This is a genomic window from Tistlia consotensis USBA 355, assembly GCF_900177295.1.
Lineage (GTDB): Bacteria > Pseudomonadota > Alphaproteobacteria > Kiloniellales > DSM-21159 > Tistlia > Tistlia consotensis.
Genome location: NZ_FWZX01000006.1, coordinates 1 through 15161, shown reverse-complemented (window position 1 = coordinate 15161; position 15161 = coordinate 1). Strand labels below are relative to the sequence as shown.

The 15161-nt window shown below is 68.3% G+C and carries 13 protein-coding genes, 2 tRNA genes and 1 pseudogene; 8 read left to right on the top strand and 8 right to left on the bottom strand.

From position 1 onward, the window contains the following. Positions 1–128 precede the first annotated feature (128 nt). Together B9O00_RS09910 and B9O00_RS09905 are read right to left on the bottom strand one after the other, a co-directional pair. Positions 129–1895, bottom strand: coding sequence for a B12-binding domain-containing radical SAM protein (locus tag B9O00_RS09910; RefSeq protein WP_085122451.1), 1767 nt, complete (start codon positions 1893–1895; stop codon positions 129–131). A gap of 158 nt (positions 1896–2053) precedes the next feature. Further along, positions 2054–2368 (bottom strand): annotated as a pseudogene (locus B9O00_RS09905) (glutamine synthetase); the annotation flags it as partial. A 219-nt stretch (positions 2369–2587) separates the two neighbouring features. Between B9O00_RS09905 and B9O00_RS32445 the strand changes: the two are divergent. Together B9O00_RS32445 and B9O00_RS32440 are read left to right on the top strand one after the other, a co-directional pair. Continuing rightward, positions 2588–2935: a hypothetical protein gene (locus B9O00_RS32445; protein ID WP_143596195.1), complete on the top strand. Its 348-nt coding sequence runs from the start codon at positions 2588–2590 to the stop codon at positions 2933–2935. 633 nt (positions 2936–3568) lie between these two features. Next, positions 3569–4357, top strand: a complete 789-nt coding sequence (locus B9O00_RS32440; protein WP_143596194.1) for a TIR domain-containing protein — start codon at positions 3569–3571, stop codon at positions 4355–4357. Positions 4358–4539: 182 nt separating this feature from the next. On the opposite strand, the gene B9O00_RS09900 is transcribed toward B9O00_RS32440, so the two are convergent. Further along, complete coding sequence (locus B9O00_RS09900) at positions 4540–5886, bottom strand: glutamine synthetase family protein (protein WP_085122449.1); 1347 nt, start codon at positions 5884–5886, stop codon at positions 4540–4542. 154 nt (positions 5887–6040) lie between these two features. On the opposite strand from B9O00_RS09900, the gene B9O00_RS09895 reads away from it, so the two are divergent. After that, positions 6041–7327, top strand: a complete 1287-nt coding sequence (locus B9O00_RS09895) for an NAD(P)/FAD-dependent oxidoreductase (RefSeq protein ID WP_085122448.1) — start codon at positions 6041–6043, stop codon at positions 7325–7327. A gap of 89 nt (positions 7328–7416) precedes the next feature. On the opposite strand, the gene B9O00_RS09890 is transcribed toward B9O00_RS09895, so the two are convergent. From B9O00_RS09890 to aptA, 4 genes are all read right to left on the bottom strand, one after another. After that, on the bottom strand, positions 7417–7926 hold the full coding sequence (locus tag B9O00_RS09890; protein ID WP_085122447.1) for a copper chaperone PCu(A)C: 510 nt from the start codon (positions 7924–7926) through the stop codon (positions 7417–7419). Between the two features lie 68 nt (positions 7927–7994). Beyond that, entirely contained in the window at positions 7995–8363 is a 369-nt protein-coding gene (locus B9O00_RS09885) for a hypothetical protein (RefSeq protein WP_085122445.1), read from the bottom strand. Between the two features lie 145 nt (positions 8364–8508). Further along, complete coding sequence (ald, locus tag B9O00_RS09880) at positions 8509–9627, bottom strand: alanine dehydrogenase (RefSeq protein WP_085122443.1); 1119 nt, start codon at positions 9625–9627, stop codon at positions 8509–8511. A 61-nt stretch (positions 9628–9688) separates the two neighbouring features. Then, positions 9689–11041, bottom strand: a complete 1353-nt coding sequence (gene aptA / locus B9O00_RS09875; protein WP_085122441.1) for an omega-aminotransferase AptA — start codon at positions 11039–11041, stop codon at positions 9689–9691. 128 nt (positions 11042–11169) lie between these two features. Between aptA and B9O00_RS09870 the strand changes: the two genes are divergently transcribed. Together B9O00_RS09870 and B9O00_RS09865 are read left to right on the top strand one after the other, a co-directional pair. Continuing rightward, on the top strand, positions 11170–11745 hold the full coding sequence (locus tag B9O00_RS09870; RefSeq protein WP_235017087.1) for a cupin domain-containing protein: 576 nt from the start codon (positions 11170–11172) through the stop codon (positions 11743–11745). A gap of 291 nt (positions 11746–12036) precedes the next feature. Then, the gene (locus B9O00_RS09865) at positions 12037–12411 is read left to right on the top strand and encodes a helix-turn-helix domain-containing protein (RefSeq protein WP_159460171.1); all 375 of its coding nucleotides are present in this window, start codon (positions 12037–12039) and stop codon (positions 12409–12411) included. Between the two features lie 121 nt (positions 12412–12532). Here the strand turns inward: B9O00_RS09865 and rlmB are convergent, their stop codons facing one another. After that, positions 12533–13483: a 23S rRNA (guanosine(2251)-2'-O)-methyltransferase RlmB gene (gene rlmB / locus B9O00_RS09860; protein ID WP_085122438.1), complete on the bottom strand. Its 951-nt coding sequence runs from the start codon at positions 13481–13483 to the stop codon at positions 12533–12535. 154 nt (positions 13484–13637) lie between these two features. Here rlmB and B9O00_RS09855 point away from each other — a divergent pair. The 3 genes from B9O00_RS09855 to tuf all read left to right on the top strand — a co-directional run bounded on the left by B9O00_RS09855 (position 13638) and on the right by tuf (position 15160). Further along, a tRNA-Tyr gene (locus tag B9O00_RS09855) sits at positions 13638–13722 on the top strand. Between the two features lie 107 nt (positions 13723–13829). Further along, positions 13830–13903, top strand: a tRNA-Gly gene (locus B9O00_RS09850). A gap of 66 nt (positions 13904–13969) precedes the next feature. Next, positions 13970–15160, top strand: a complete 1191-nt coding sequence (gene tuf / locus B9O00_RS09845; RefSeq protein ID WP_085122436.1) for an elongation factor Tu — start codon at positions 13970–13972, stop codon at positions 15158–15160. Position 15161: the final 1 nt, after the last annotated feature.

Sequence of the window (15161 nt, the reverse complement as noted above, 5' to 3'; positions counted from 1 at the left end):
GCCGTCACGGGGGAGATAGCCTGCCTGGGCCTCGGCCCGCCACCCCTAGCGCAGGCCCGACGGCAGGAGCACGACCTCATATTGCCGCACCGGATACCTCAGGAGCGGGGGAATCCGGGCACGGCGGCCTACTCCGCGGCGACCTCGGGCTCGCGGTGCTTGCGGGTCTCGGGCGAGCCGTAGGTCTTGACGATGTGGTCGCCGTGGACCTGCATCAGCTGCAGCTCGGCCAGGGCCTCCTGGTCGGTCGGCATCAGCGCGGTGTCCCGATAGGCGTCGTAGCTGCCCTCGCGCCTGATGCGCCGGCGGATCCGCTCGTAGGCGAGGTAGAGGGCGATCCAGCGGAGATGGCGGCTGGTCACCTCCCAGGCGCGCCGCGGATAGAAGGCGAGGCGGCTCTCGATCGGCAGACCGGGGCGGCGCTGGGTGCGCACCTTGCGGCGGAACCAGCCGCCCTGCAGCGGGTGGACCTTCTCGATCGGCACGAAGCCCGAGAACCAGACCAGCGGCAGCAGCAGCTTGTCCATCGGCAGGCCGTTGGCGGCGCCGCGGCGCAGGATCGTCTCGACATGGGCCGGCGTGTAGAAGAGGCGCCAGGCGTCGTTGTAGATGCCCTGCCATTCCACGGCGCTCATCCGCGGGTGCCGGCTGACGACGTGCTCGACGTCGTACCTGTTCATGTCGGGATCCATCCAGGCGCCCTGGCGGGTCAGCGTCTGGTGGTCCTCCGAGCCGGGCAGCGGCGTCAGGATGAAGAACTCGACCAGGTCGAGCGGCAGCTCGCGCTGGATGATCTCGAGGTCGGTCCTGATCTTCTCGGGGGTGTCGCCCGGGAAGCCCAGGATGTAGCCGGCGTAGGTCATGGCGCCGTGCCGCTTCCACTCCTGCAGCATGGCCCGGTATTCCCAGATCTTGTTCTGGCGCTTCTTGGCGGCGGCCAGGTTGTCCGGGTTGACGTTCTCCAGGCCGATGAAGACCCGGTGAGCGCCGGCGCGCACCGCCTTCTCGATGAAGCCGGGCGTCTTGTGGCACAGCGTGTCGACCTGGATGATGAACTTGAAGTTCATGCCCTCGACCTCGCGCAGCCGGATGCAGCGGTCGAGGATCGCCTCCCAGTTCCTGTTCCGGGCGAAGTTGTCGTCGGTGATGAAGAAGCGGCGGATGCCCTGCTTCGCGTTCTCGCGGATGATCCGCTCGATGTCGTCGGCGGTGCGGAAGCGGCTCTTGCGGCCCTGGACGTTGATGATCGTGCAGAAGGAGCACTGGAAGGGGCAGCCGCGCCCGGCGTCGAAGGAGGCGTAGGAGCCGGCGTTGCGCCTGACCACCTCCGGCGGCAGGAAGGGCACGGTCGCCGCCTCCATGTCCGGCAGGTCCTTCATGTAGTCGTAGAGCGGCTCCGCCGTGCCGTCCGCCATGGCCTTGATGAAGGCGTCCATGCGCCCCTCGGCCTCGCCGGCGTAGAGGATGCAGCCGAGCTCCCTGGCTTCCCGGATGTCCGGCGGCAGCTCCGGCAGCATGGCGAGACAGCCCGAGACGTGGAAGCCGCCGATCGCCACCGGCACGCCGGCCGTGCGCAGCGGCCGGGCGATGTCGAGGGCGCGCGGGAACTGGTTCGACTGGACCCCGACCAGGCCGAGGAAGCCGCCGGCCTCGGCCTCCTTCAGCCAGGCGGCCAGCCCGGCCGGATCGATCACGGTATTGGTCTCGTCCTGGACGCGGATCTCGATCTCGACCTCGGGGCCGAGCACCCGGCGGTCGCGCGCCTCGAGCATCAGGGCGTGGACCGAAGCCAGCGAGTTCGAGGGGATGAAGGACTTCAGCCACTGGATGACGTAGCCGTCGTCGTCGTAGTGCGACGGCTTGACCAGCGCGATGCGGAAACGCCTCTGGCTCACGGGCTGCCCCCCGGTGTCGGCTCCGATCGTTTCGGTACCGACGATACCAGGGGTGCGGCGCCCTGTCGCGGCGGAATTCTCCCGGTGGATGAGGTGGGCCGGTGCCGTCGACACGCCTTGGGCGACGTGGTCGCCGACCTCAGCGCGCGTTCACCCGGTCACACGTTGAGCAGCAGGTGCTCGCGCTCCCAGGAGGAGATGACCTCCTGGTAGGCGTTGAGCTCGGCGTCCTTCACCGCCTCGACGGCGTCGATGAAGGTCTCGCCCAGGACCTCCTTGAGCGGCCGGGAGGAGGTGAAGCGGTTGAGCGCGTCGTAGAGCGTGCGCGGCAGGGTGTGGGCCAGGCGGTAGGCCGAGCCCTCGATCGGCGAGCGCGGCTTCAGGCGCTGGGTCATGCCGAGGTAGCCGCAGGCCAGCGTGCTGGCGAGCGCGAGATAGGGGTTGGCGTCGGCGCCGGCGACCCGGTTCTCGACCTACAGCTTGCTCAGCGCTTGGGGGGTCGATCGAGGCCGGCTTGAGCCGGCCGTCGAGCGTCTCGACAAAGCGCGCAGCCGCCGCCGGCGTGATCAGCTGCGGACGGTTGAAGATTCACGCCTCCCGCACCACGGCGGGCTCCGGATCGTTGATTACACCTTGAATTGTCGTCTTGGTCGATTTGCAGCTACGCTCTGCCGAGCAATGGAGGCAGACGCATGGAGGGACCGCGTGATTTTTGGGCCCGGTTTCGGGATGCGGCGGGCGGTTTCGCGTCAATTGCTACCGGGCTTGCAGCCATTGGGGTGCCGTTGGTTGCGCTCTATATCGGCAACAACTTCGCAGCCGCGATAAAGCAACGGGAACTCGACGCTCAGATCGTGCAGATCGCGGTGCAGGTGCTCCGCGATGATCCTGCGAAGGTCCCCGGAAGTCCTGCGCTTCGCGATTGGGCCATTGGAATGATAAACCGACACTCTGACATACCACTGAACAGCCAAGCTCAAGAAGAGCTGCGTACAACACCTCTCTTCTTCCCCTCAGGATTCAAGAAACACGCAGAGTAGCCAGCGGGAAATCCGCTATCAATATATCCTCCCGGAACGGAGATTTACGCGAAACATCCAGATTCCATGTCTAAGCCGCGCGAAACTCCCCCGGCGGTTGAGTGCCCCTTCTGGCGGCGCTACTTGTGCTGCCTGCTGTTCGGGATCCGCGAGCGGCTGTCTCGTAGTAGCCTGCGCGGTTGTGGTCGTTCGTGCTCAATGCCGCGTCGCGCTTCCCGTCCAGCGCCTCGGCAGCGACGTCGGGCGGTATCGAGCCTTTGGTCTCGGGGGCCAGGGCTGGGTTGGTGCCAGCACCTTGACCTTCGTTCCGATCAAATTGACCACTGGTGTCGCCCGTCTAAGTCGTACACGCCAACCTCTCCTGGCCAAGGTAAAGTTTGTGCAGTGACTCCTTCCCATCGTCCATGTGTTCGGCAAGTGCGGTGATGCCGGCGCTTTCAGTGCTGTGCTGCTCCAGGGCCACGAGCCTGCTAGGCTTGGTAACTGCCCGATCAGGGGGAGGGGCATTCAAAGATGGAATGTGAAATCTGCGGCACACCGGCGCGGGAGCTTGGCGCACCATTCGGAGACGAAACGCGTCAGCGATGTCCCCGTTGTGGGGAGTTCATTGTCACGGGTTCTGCCAGAGAAGTCTTGGAACGTGATCGCGAACGCTACCGCGTTAAGCTCTCGGGCTGGGTTAGGGAGCAGAACCGTCTTGGCGACATACCGAAGATTTCATCGGAGCGACTAGACTTTGTAGAGCGCATGCCTCCCCCACGCGTCGTAGAGAGGGTCGACCGCCTTTTGTTGGCGCTTGTGGACGGTGAGAGTACGCTTGGCGAGACGTGCGACATCAATGATATAAAGCTCATTGCCGAAACATACTCCGTGAACAAAAAGGAGGTTGCGCTTCTCTGTCAGTATTTGAAAGAAGCTGGCTTAGTGAGATACCGGACCCTGAACGACTCGTCGCTCCAGGTTACCCTCAGCGGATATCGCCGTTACGAAGAGCTTGGTGCTACGCAGAGCGCTTCTGCGCAAGGATTTGTCGCCATGTGGTTCCACGATTCCATGAAAGAGACCTACGATCTCGGGTTTGAGGTTGGTGTCGCCGCAGCAGGATACTCACCGCTCCGAGTAGACCGGGTGGAACACGCTGACCGGATCGATGATGAGATAATTCGGCAGATACGTAGGTCACGCTTCGTAGTGGCGGATTTCACTGGCCATCGAGGGGGCGTCTATTTCGAAGCAGGGTACGCGATGGGGCTTGGCCTTCCGGTGATCTGGGCCTGTCGCAAAGATCAAATTCCTGAGCTGCACTTCGACATTCGTCAGTTCAACTGCATCGATTGGAGCGCGGCTGACGAACTCGCGGCCCGGCTCCATCGCCGAATTGAAGCGGTAGTGGGGGCAGGCCCAAGACCAGTGGCTACTTAGCTCGCACATGTGTTCACATCCGCGCTGCTGAGCTAGCGAGGTGGCCGGAGACGAGGCTTCGGAGGCTCGTCTGCCGAACGCGGTTCGACGGCGGGAGGCTTGCGGCCCATCTTGTGGATTGGCAGCGTTTGGCCGCAATGCACATCCTGCGCACCCATGACCCGGCGGCGGCGGCCAATCCCTCACACGTTGAGCAGCAGGTGCTCGCGCTCCCAGGAGGAGATGACCTCCTGGTAGGCGTTGAGCTCGGCGTCCTTCACCGCCTCGACGGCGTCGATGAAGGTCTCGCCCAGGACCTCCTTGAGCGGCCGGGAGGAGGTGAAGCGGTTGAGCGCGTCGTAGAGCGTGCGCGGCAGGGTGTGGGCCAGGCGGTAGGCCGAGCCCTCGATCGGCGAGCGCGGCTTCAGGCGCTGGGTCATGCCGAGGTAGCCGCAGGCCAGCGTGCCGGCGAGCGCGAGATAGGGGTTGGCGTCGGCGCCGGCGACCCGGTTCTCGACCCGCCGAGAGGTCGGCCCGGAGCGCGGCACGCGCAGGCCGACGGTGCGGTTGTCGTAGCCCCAGTGGGTGTTGATCGGCGCGTCGGTGTTCGGCATCAGCCGGCGGTAGGAGTTGACGTTCGGCGCGAACAGCGGCATCGCCGCCGGCAGGTGGCGCTGCAGGCCGGCAATGTAGCTCAGGAACAGGCTGGTGTCCTTGCCGGCGCGGGCCGTGGCGAAGAGGTTGCGGCGGCTCTCCCTGTCGACCAGCGACTGGTGGACGTGCATCGAGCTGCCCGGCTCGCCCTGCATCGGCTTGGCCATGAAGGTCGCGTAGACCTTGTGGCGCAGGCCGGCCTCGCGGACCGTGCGCTTGAACAGGAAGGCCTGGTCGGCCTGGGCCAGGGCCTCGCCGTGGTTGAAGTTCATCTCCATCTGCGCTGCCCCCGCCTCGTGGGCCAGGGTGTCGATGTCGATGTTCTGCGCCTCGCAGAAGTCGTAGATCTCCTCGAACATCGGGTCGAACTCGTTGACCGCGTCGACGCCGTAGGCCTGCCGGCTGGTCTCGCGCCGGCCCGAGCGGCCGATCGGCGGGCGCAGGGGGTAGTCGGCGTCCTCGTTGATCTCGACGAGGTAGAACTCCAGCTCGGCGGCGACGATCGGCACCCAGTTCTTGGCCTCGAACAGCGAGACGACGCGCTTCAGCACGTGGCGCGAGGCGAAGGGCACGGGGCTGCCGTCGAAGTAGTAGGGGTCGCAGATGACCTGGGCCGTCGGCTCGGGATACCAGGGCACGAGGCGCACCGTGTCGACGTCGGGCACCAGGTAGACGTCGCTGGTCGCCGGGTCGGTGACGTTCTCGTCGTCCGGATAGCTGCCGTTGACCGTCTGGACGAAGATCGACTCGGGGATGCGCAGCGCGTTGCCGTCGAGCTGCTTCAGGAACTTGTGCGCCGGCAGGATCTTGCCGCGTGCGATGCCGGCCATGTCCGGCACCAGGCACTCGACCTCCTCGATCCGGTTCTCTTTCAGAAAATCCTCTATGGAAGACATGCTATAAACTCTTCAGTCGTGGGTGGTGGCTGTCCAGGACCGTGGTCCCGGGCGGCCGCCGCATCCTGAGCTACACCGGCCCCCGGCCGGGTGGCAAGCGGGACCGCCCGAACCAGGCCCACCCGAACCTTGGCCCAACGAACCGCGAGGAGCCATGCCGCGCGAGCCGCACGTCGAATCCTACTATGCCGCCACCGCCAACCCGGCGCCGGAGCGCCCGCCGCTCGCCGGCGAGGTCTCCTGCGACGTCTGCATCGTCGGCGGCGGCTTCACCGGCCTCTCGGCGGCGCTCGAGCTGGCCGAGCGCGGCTACGCCGTGGTGCTGCTCGAGGCCCGGCGCATCGGCTGGGGCGCCTCGGGGCGCAACGGCGGCCAGGTCTGCTCGGCCTTCTCCTCCTCGATGGACAAGGTCGCCGCCTGGGTCGGCCGGGACGACGCGCGCAAGCTGTTCGACCTGACCGAGGAATCGAAGCGGCTGCTGGCCGAGCGCATCGGCAAGCACGGCATCGACTGCGACCTGACCTGGGGCTACTTCAACTCGGCCGACCGGCCGCGCGAGCTCGACGACTGCCGCGAGTGGCAGGAGGAGTGGTCGCGCGACTACGGCTATGACAAGCTGACCCTTGTCGAGACGCCCGAGGCGGCGCGCGCGCACGTCGACTCGCCGACGGTCATCGGCGGCCTGGCCGACGCCGGCGCCGGCCACCTGCATCCGCTCAACTACTGCCTGGGCCTGGCCGAGGCCGCGGCGGCGGCGGGCGCCGCGCTGCACGAGGGCTCGGCCGTCACCCGCATCGTCCGGGGCGCCAGCCCGGTCGTCGAGACCGCGCAGGGCAAGGTCAGGGCGACGTTCGTCGTGGTCGCCTGCAACGCCTATCTCGGCAACCTGCTGCCCGAGGCGCGGCGCAAGATCATGCCGGTCGGCACCTACATCGGCGCGACCGAGCCGCTCGGCGAAGAGCGGGCGCGGAGCCTGATCCCGAAGAACGAGGCGATCTGCGACCTCAAGTTCGTGCTGAACTACTACCGCCTGTCCAAGGACCAGCGGATGCTGTTCGGCGGCCGGGTCAGCTATTCCGGGATCACCGCGCCGAACCTGCCGCAGGCCATGGGCCGCAAGATGCGCCAGGTCTTCCCGCAGCTCTCGGACGTCCGGTTCGAGTTCACCTGGGGCGGCTTCGTCGCGATCACCATGGAGCGCTCGCCGCACTTCGGCCGGGTCGGCACCAACGTCTTCTTCGCCCAGGGCTACTCCGGCAACGGCGTCGCCATGAGCGCGATCGCCGGCCGCGTGCTGGCCGAGGCGATCGGCGGCCAGGCCGAGCGCTTCGACGTCTTCGCCCGCCTGCCGCACACGACCTTCCCCGGCGGCAAGCTGCTGCGCACCCCGACCCTGGCGCTGGCCATGCTCTGGTTCCGCCTGAAGGACCTCAGGCCGTAGCAGGAAAAAAGGGCCCCGTCCCGCATGGTGCGGGACGGGGCCGAGGGGTCGGACGATGCCGACCTAGGGTAGGGACTCGAAGCGGCTGGCTAGTTCGTCTTCATCTTCATCTTGTGCTCGCCGCTGTAGCCGATCGGCTCGACCGTGATTTCGACCTCGACCTTGCCGGCCTTCTCGAAGGTCAGGGTCATCGGGAAGGACTCGCCCTCCTTGAGGGGCTTCACCAGGCCCATCAGCATGACGTGGTAGCCGCCGGGCGCGAGCGCCGTGCTGGCGCCGGCCGGCAGGGCGAGGCCGCCCTCGACGGCGCGCATCTTCATCACGCCGCCCTCCATCAGGCTCTGGTGGATCTCGGCGCGCTTGGCGGCCGGGGTCTCGACGGCGATCAGGCGGTCGGCCTGCGTGCCCTTGTTGTCGATGGTCAGGTAGGCGGCGCCGGTCGGTGCCGGGCCGGCGCTGGCGCGTGCCCAGGGATGGTCGATGTGCAGCTGGCCGAGCTGGTACTCGTGGGCCTGGGCCACGGCGAGCATGGCGATCAGCAGCGCCAGGGCGGCGCCGACCAGATGGATGATGTTCAGGCGCGTCAGGAAACGCGGCATGGGAAAGCTCCCCTCTCTCGCGGACTCGATGGTGCGGGGCCGCATCCGGCGGCCCGTCTTCGGCTGGGTCATGACGGCGAGAGGGGAGCAGGGGGCGCCCGCGCCTGGACGCTGGTCACCGCCTGGCCGAAGGCGACCTCGGCCGGCGGCGGCGGGAAGGCCGGCGACCGGGCGAGCCCGGACGCGAGCGGCAGGAGCGTGAGCTGCGGCAGCACCGCCTGGCCGAAGGCGAGTCCCTGGCAGGCCAGGCAATCCCAGGGCGGCCGTGGCCGCGTCCGGGTCGGTTCCTCCTCGGGCCCGGCCGGCAGGCCGCCGCCGAGCGCCGAGCAGATGACCAGGGGCTCGCCGTCGGGCCCGGGCAGGGCCTCGGCCGCCGGCACCAGCGCGCGCAGCAGCAGCGCCAGGGCCAGAACGGCCGTGGCCAGGCTGTCACGCACGCGGCGGCGCCGCGGACGTCGGCTCGTCGGGAAGGGGCGGCGGCCTCGGATCATGAGGCGAGGCTGCCCTGCCGCCTGCCCTGCGGCAACGGCGATTTTCGACGCAGGCGGCCGATCGCCGCAGGCCGGCAGGAGGGCGTGCGGCTCAGAGGCCGAGCGCCTCCTGCGGCGGCACATAGGCCAGGCCGTGCACGTCGGCGACCGCCTTGTAGGTGACCTGGCCCCTGGCGACGTTGAGGCCGGCCATCAGATGCGGATCGTCGGCCAGGGCCTTGCGGTAGCCCTTGTCGGCGAGCGCCAGGGTGAAGGGCAGGGTCGCGTTGTTGAGCGCCTGGGTCGAGGTGCGCGCGACGGCGCCGGGCATGTTGGCGACGCAGTAGTGCACGACCTCGTCGACGACGTAGGTCGGATCGTCGTGGGTCGTCGCCCGCGACGTCTCGAAGCAGCCGCCCTGGTCGATCGCGATGTCGACCAGCACCGAGCCCGGCTTCATCGCCCTGACCATCTCGCGGGTCACCAGCTTGGGCGCCTCGGCGCCCGGCACCAGCACTGCGCCGATCACCAGGTCGGCGGTCAGCACGTGCTGCTCGATGGCGTCGACCGTCGAGAAGATCGTGTTGAGCATCGCGCCGAACTGCAGGTCGAGCTCGTAGAGCCGGTGCAGGTTCTTGTCGATCACCGTGACGTGGGCCTCGAGGCCCATGGCCATGCGGGTCGCGTTGGTGCCGGAGACGCCGCCGCCGAGCACCACGACCTTGGCGGCCGCGACGCCGGGCACGCCGCCGAGCAGCATGCCCGAGCCGCCCTGCTCCTTCTCCAGGCAGTGGGCGCCGACCTGGATCGACATGCGCCCGGCGACCTCGCTCATCGGCGCCAGCAGCGGCAGGCGGCCGAGCCGGTCGGTCACGGTCTCGTAGGCGACCGCGATGCAGCCCGACTTCACCAGCCCCTCGGTCTGCGGCAGGTCGGGCGCCAGGTGCAGGTAGGTGAACAGCAGCTGCCCCTCGCGCAGCATGGCGATCTCGGAAGCCTGCGGCTCCTTGACCTTGACGATCATCTCGGCGCGCTCGAAGACCGACCCGGCGTCGGGCGCGATCTCGGCGCCGGCCGCCCGGTACAGCTCGTCGGTGAAGCCGATGCCGAGGCCGGCGCTGGCCTCAACGGTGACCTTGTGGCCGTGGTGGACCAGCTCGCGGACCGAGGAGGGCGTCAGCCCGACGCGGAACTCCTTGGCCTTGATCTCCTTGGGCACGCCGATATGCATGGCGCAGACCTCCCCCGAATGATGATGGCTAACGAATGCGCTGCGGCAGCGACGGTCCGGCTCAGTCCAGGGCCTGCAGCACGTCGCGCACGGTCTGGAACAGCCGGTCGATCTCGGCCTTCTCGATGATCAGCGGCGGCGACAGGGCGATGATGTCGCCGGTGACGCGGATCAGCGCGCCGGCCTCGAAGGCCTTGCGGAAGGCCTCGTAGCCGCGGGCACCGACCTTGCCCGGCCGCGATTCCAGCTCGATGCCGGCGATCAGGCCGATGTTGCGCAGGTCGATGACGTGGCGCGTGCCCTTGAGGCCGTGGACCGCCTGCTCCCAGTAGGGCGCCAGGTCGGCGGCGCGCTGGAACAGCTGCTCCTCCTGGTAGAGCGCCAGGGTCGCGAGGCCGGCCGCGGCGGCGACCGGATGGCCGCTGTAGGTGTAGCCGTGGAACAGCTCGATGGTCTGGCCGGTCTCGTCGGCCCAGTCCGTGAAGGCCTCGTAGATGCCCTTGCGGCAGATCACGGCGCCCATCGGGATGACGCCGTTGGTCAGGCCCTTGGCGCAGGTGATCAGGTCGGGCTGCACGCCGAAGTGCTCGGTCCCGAAGGCCGAGCCGAGCCGGCCGAATCCGGTGATCACCTCGTCGAAGATCAACAGGATGCCGTACTTGTCGCAGATCGCGCGCAGGCGCTCCAGGTAGCCCTTCGGCGGGATCAGCACGCCGGTCGAGCCGGCGACCGGCTCGACGATGACCGCGGCGATGGTCGAGGGATCGTGCAGGGCGACCAGGCGCTCCAGCTCGTCGGCGAACTCGACGCCGTGCTCGGGCTGGCCGCGGCTGTAGGCGTTGCGCTCCAGGTCGTGGGTCGAGCGGATGTGGTCGACGCCGTTCAGCAGCGGGCCGAAGAACATGCGGTTCTTGACGATGCCGCCGACCGAGATGCCGCCGAAGCCGACGCCGTGGTAGCCGCGCTCGCGGCCGATCAGGCGGGTCCGGGCGGCGTCGCCGCGCACCCGGTGATAGGCCAGCGCGATCTTGAGCGCGCTGTCGACCGCCTCGGAGCCGGAGTTGCAGAAGGCGACGTGGTCGTAGTCGCCCGGCACCATCGCCGACAGGCGGTTGGCGAGCTCGAAGGGCAGCGGATGGCCGAGCTGGAAGGTCGGCGCGAAGTCCAGGTGCTCCACCGTCTCCTGCACCGCGCGCACGATCGGCTCGCGGCGGTGGCCGGCGTTGCAGCACCACAGGCCGGCGGTGCCGTCGAGGATCTGCTCGCCCTCGACCGAGGTGTAGTACATGCCCTTGGCGGAGGCCAGCAGCAGCGGCTCCTGCTTGAACCGGCGGTTCCAGGTGAAGGGCATCCAGAAGGGTTCGAGATTGTTCGGCGCGGCGTCGGCGTTGACCGGCAGGGCGGAGCCGTCCATGGGGCACCTCTGAGGCTCGGGGCGAATGGTCCGCGGAGCATAGAAGCGATCAAGAAATTTGACAATCGGCTTGCGATTGCCTTGCTTAGGGAGACTATACTGGCCTTCGTGTCTAGAATGTTGAGCGATTGAGCGGGGCGAGCGTGGACGGCAGCGGCGACTTCGATCTCGGGCAGCGGCTGCGCGAGCTGCGCGAGGACCAGGGGCTGTCGCAGCGCGCGCTGGCCAAGCGCGCCGGCGTCTCCCATGGCGTCGTCTCGCTGATCGAGCAGAACAAGACCAGCCCCTCGGTCGGCCTGCTGAAGAAGATCCTCGACGGCGTGCCGATCAGCCTCGCCAGCTTCTTCGAGGGCCCGACGGTGCAGCGCGACCCGGTGTTCTTCGCCGCCGGCGAGCTCTCGGAGATCGCCGGCGGGCGCATCAGCTACCGCCAGGTCGGCCGCGACCTCTCGGGCAAGAGCCTGCAGATCCTGCACGAGCGCTACGCGCCGGGCGCGGACACCGGCGAGGCGATGCTCAGCCATGCCGCCGAGGAGGGCGGGGTCGTGGTCCGCGGCCGGCTCGAGGTGACGGTGGGCAGTGCCCGCCGGGTCCTGGAGGCCGGCGATGCCTACTACTTCGACAGCCGCCAGCCGCACCGCTTCCGCAATATCGGGCACGAGGAGGCCGAAGTCGTGTCAGCCTGCACGCCACCGACCTTTTGACTTTTCTCGTCCGCTGTTCAATGGTCGAAAAGCAGAACGCCGTAGCCGAGCGGGCGGCATCTACCCTGGTTCGTCTTTCTGGCGACCTTTGCCCGTTTCAGGGGAATAAGACGACCTTGGGACGAGCGATGCTGCAGTTCGTTGAAGACCTCCGGATGTAAAAACGATTTGGCTTTTCGATCCGCTTGACAGGGGGCGGACGTTCGCGCACGCCCACTGCGCTAGCGTTAATGTTTTTCTAAGACGACTCGGAAGGGGACGCCGCGTCGTTGATCGGGGTGAGGAATGGGGATGCGAGACGAACTGGACGCCGAGATCGGCCGGCGGCTGCGCGAGGCGCGGATCGTGCGGGGGATGAGCCAGACCGAGCTGGGCGACGCGCTGGGGATCACGTTTCAACAGATTCAGAAGTACGAGAAGGGTCTGAACCGGATCGGCAGCGGGCGGCTCTTCAAGATCAGCCGGATCCTGCACCTGCCGGTGACCTACTTCTACGACGGTCTCGAGGAGGCCGCTTCCCGGTCGCCGAAGCAGCCGGAGATCGAGCCCGAGGAGGCGCTCGCGACCAAGACGATCCGCGTCGCCCGGCTGCTCAACGAGCTGCCGGAGGGCGAGATCAAGGACAGCGTCTTCAAGCTGATCCGCTCCTTCGCGCGCGCCGGCTAGCCGGCGCGCGGCCGACCTTCCGGGACTGCCGGAGCGCCCGGTCGATTCGCGCCGTGGGGCAGGCGCCGCGGCCGGACGCGAGGCCGTTCCCGGCCGTCCGCACCGCTGCGGGCGCGGGCCTTCAGCCGGCGGCCGGCGGGCGCGCCAGCCCCCGGCGGGCGCAGAGCTCGTAGAGCGCGACCGCGGCGGCGTTCGAGACGTTGAGGTCGCGCAAGGGACCGGCGACCGGCAGGCGGACCAGGAAGTCGCAGCGCTCGCGGGTCAGGCGCCGGAGGCCCGGGCCCTCGGCGCCGAGGCAGAGCAGCAGCCGGTCGGGCAGCGTCGCGCCGGCCAGGTCCTCGCTCGCCTCGCCGGCCAGGCCGACGGTCCAGAAGCCGTGCTTCTTGGCGGTCTCCATGGCCGCCGCCAGGTTGCCGGCCGGCAGGTAGGGCACCAGCTCGAGCCCGCCCGAGGCGGCCTTGGCCAGGGTGCCGCTCTCCGGCGCGGCGTGGCGGTCCGGGGTGATCAGGCCGATCGCGCCGAAGGCGGCGGCCGAGCGCAGGATCGCGCCGACGTTGCGCGGGTCGGTCACCTGGTCGAGGGCGAGCAGCAGCGCCGGCCCCTCGGCGTGGCGCTTCAGCAGGCCCTCGAGATCGGGCTGGGCGAGCGGTGCCACGGCCAGCGCCAGGCCCTGGTGCACGGCCTCCTCGCCGAGCAGCGCGTCGAGCGCCGCCCGCTCGACCGTCTCGGGCTGCAGGCCCGGCCGGGCGGCCAGGGCCGGGCCGAGCGCGGCCTGCTCGCGCTTCAGCGCCTCCTCGGTGACGAGCAGGCGGTGGCAGGTCCGCCGCGGATTGGCGAGGGCGGCGACCACGGCATGGACGCCGTGCAGCCAGAGGCCGCCGCCGGCGGCCCGGGGACGGCCGGAGTCGCCGCGCGGGCGGCCCGGGTGCGGCCCTTGGCCGCTGTGCCGGCGCTCGGGGCGTTCGCCGGACGGGGGGCGGGCGCCCTGGGCGCGCTCGGCCTGGCCGCCGTGCGGCGGGCGGTTCTGGGCCTGGCGGGCTCGGCCGGCCGGGGTGGTCTTGCGCTTGCTCATGCTGGGGACTACTATTGGCCTACAAGCAAGGTGCCGAACAAGGCCCACGTCCGCTATTTTCGGGATGGCGGATTGTGGGTCTTTGTCTTGTCTTAGCGGTTGACAGTGAGAGCCAAATCACCATAGTTCGCGGTCCTCGCTCGCAGGGGCCGCCGGAGGGGTGCCCGAGTGGTTAAAGGGGACGGACTGTAAATCCGTTGGCTTCGCCTACGTTGGTTCGAATCCAACCCCCTCCACCACCCCTGCAGATGACGAAGGATGAGATGCCCGCTCCCGACCGGTCACGCTGGGGCATGTTTCGGGGGCGGTATCGTCGTGGATGTTCGGTTGGGACGGGTTCGCGCTTGCGGGTGTAGCTCAATGGTAGAGCCCCAGCCTTCCAAGCTGGTCATGCGGGTTCGATTCCCGTCACCCGCTCCAGCGCGGCGGGCCCGCAGGCGGGCATCGTGAGTTTGGGCAGTCGTAGAGCAGGATCGAAGAAGAACGATGGCGAAGGCGAAGTTTGAGCGTACGAAGCCGCACTGCAACATCGGGACGATCGGCCATGTTGACCATGGCAAGACGTCTTTGACGGCTGCGATCACGAAGGTTCTTGCCGAGACGGGCGGGGCGACGTTTACGGCCTACGACCAGATCGACAAGGCGCCTGAGGAGAAGGCTCGCGGCATCACGATCTCGACGGCGCACGTCGAGTACGAGACGCAGAACCGGCACTACGCGCACGTCGACTGCCCCGGCCACGCGGACTACGTGAAGAACATGATCACGGGCGCGGCGCAGATGGACGGCGCGATCCTGGTGGTCTCTGCGGCTGACGGGCCGATGCCGCAGACTCGCGAGCACATCCTTCTGGCGCGCCAGGTCGGCGTTCCGGCGCTGGTGGTGTTCCTGAACAAGTGCGACATGGTGGACGACGAGGAGCTTCTGGAGCTTGTCGAGCTGGAGGTTCGCGAGCTTCTGTCGAGCTACGAGTTCCCGGGCGACGACATTCCGATCGTCAAGGGCTCTGCGCTGGTGGCGCTGGAGAACGGCGACCCGAAGCTGGGCCACGACGCGATCCTCGAGCTGATGAAGGCGGTGGACGAGTACATCCCGACGCCGGAGCGTCCGAAGGACCGTCCGTTCCTGATGCCGATCGAGGACGTGTTCTCGATCTCCGGGCGCGGCACGGTGGTGACGGGCCGGGTCGAGCGGGGCATCGTGAAGGTCGGCGAGGAGGTCGAGATCGTCGGCCTGACGGACACGAAGAAGTCTGTCGTGACGGGCGTCGAGATGTTCCGCAAGCTGCTGGACCAGGGCGAGGCGGGCGACAACATCGGCGCGCTGCTGCGCGGCGTGGGCCGCGACGACGTGGAGCGCGGCCAGGTTCTGGCGAAGCCGGGCTCGATCACGCCGCACACGAAGTTCAAGGCCGAGGCCTACATCCTGACGAAGGAGGAGGGCGGGCGTCACACGCCGTTCTTCACGAACTACCGTCCGCAGTTCTACTTCCGGACGACCGACGTCACGGGCGTGATCTCGCTGCCGGAAGGCACGGAGATGGTGATGCCGGGCGACAACGTGTCGATGGAGGTCGAGCTGATCGCGCCGATCGCCATGGACGAGGGCCTGCGCTTCGCGATCCGCGAGGGCGGCCGCACCGTCGGTGCCGGCGTCGTCGCCAGCATCATCGAGTAGG

What these genes read in the sequence shown, in the direction of transcription:
- B9O00_RS32445 (WP_143596195.1), top strand. Translation starts at nt 2,588, where the DNA reads ATGGAGGGACCGCGTGATTTTTGGGCCCGGTTTCGGGATGCGGCGGGC.
- B9O00_RS09890 (WP_085122447.1), bottom strand. Translation starts at nt 7,926, where the DNA reads ATGCCGCGTTTCCTGACGCGCCTGAACATCATCCATCTGGTCGGCGCC.
- B9O00_RS09895 (WP_085122448.1), top strand. Translation starts at nt 6,041, where the DNA reads ATGCCGCGCGAGCCGCACGTCGAATCCTACTATGCCGCCACCGCCAAC.
- tuf (WP_085122436.1), top strand. Translation starts at nt 13,970, where the DNA reads ATGGCGAAGGCGAAGTTTGAGCGTACGAAGCCGCACTGCAACATCGGG.
- B9O00_RS09900 (WP_085122449.1), bottom strand. Translation starts at nt 5,886, where the DNA reads ATGTCTTCCATAGAGGATTTTCTGAAAGAGAACCGGATCGAGGAGGTC.
- B9O00_RS09865 (WP_159460171.1), top strand. Translation starts at nt 12,037, where the DNA reads ATGCGAGACGAACTGGACGCCGAGATCGGCCGGCGGCTGCGCGAGGCG.
- ald (WP_085122443.1), bottom strand. Translation starts at nt 9,627, where the DNA reads ATGCATATCGGCGTGCCCAAGGAGATCAAGGCCAAGGAGTTCCGCGTC.
- rlmB (WP_085122438.1), bottom strand. Translation starts at nt 13,483, where the DNA reads ATGAGCAAGCGCAAGACCACCCCGGCCGGCCGAGCCCGCCAGGCCCAG.
- aptA (WP_085122441.1), bottom strand. Translation starts at nt 11,041, where the DNA reads ATGGACGGCTCCGCCCTGCCGGTCAACGCCGACGCCGCGCCGAACAAT.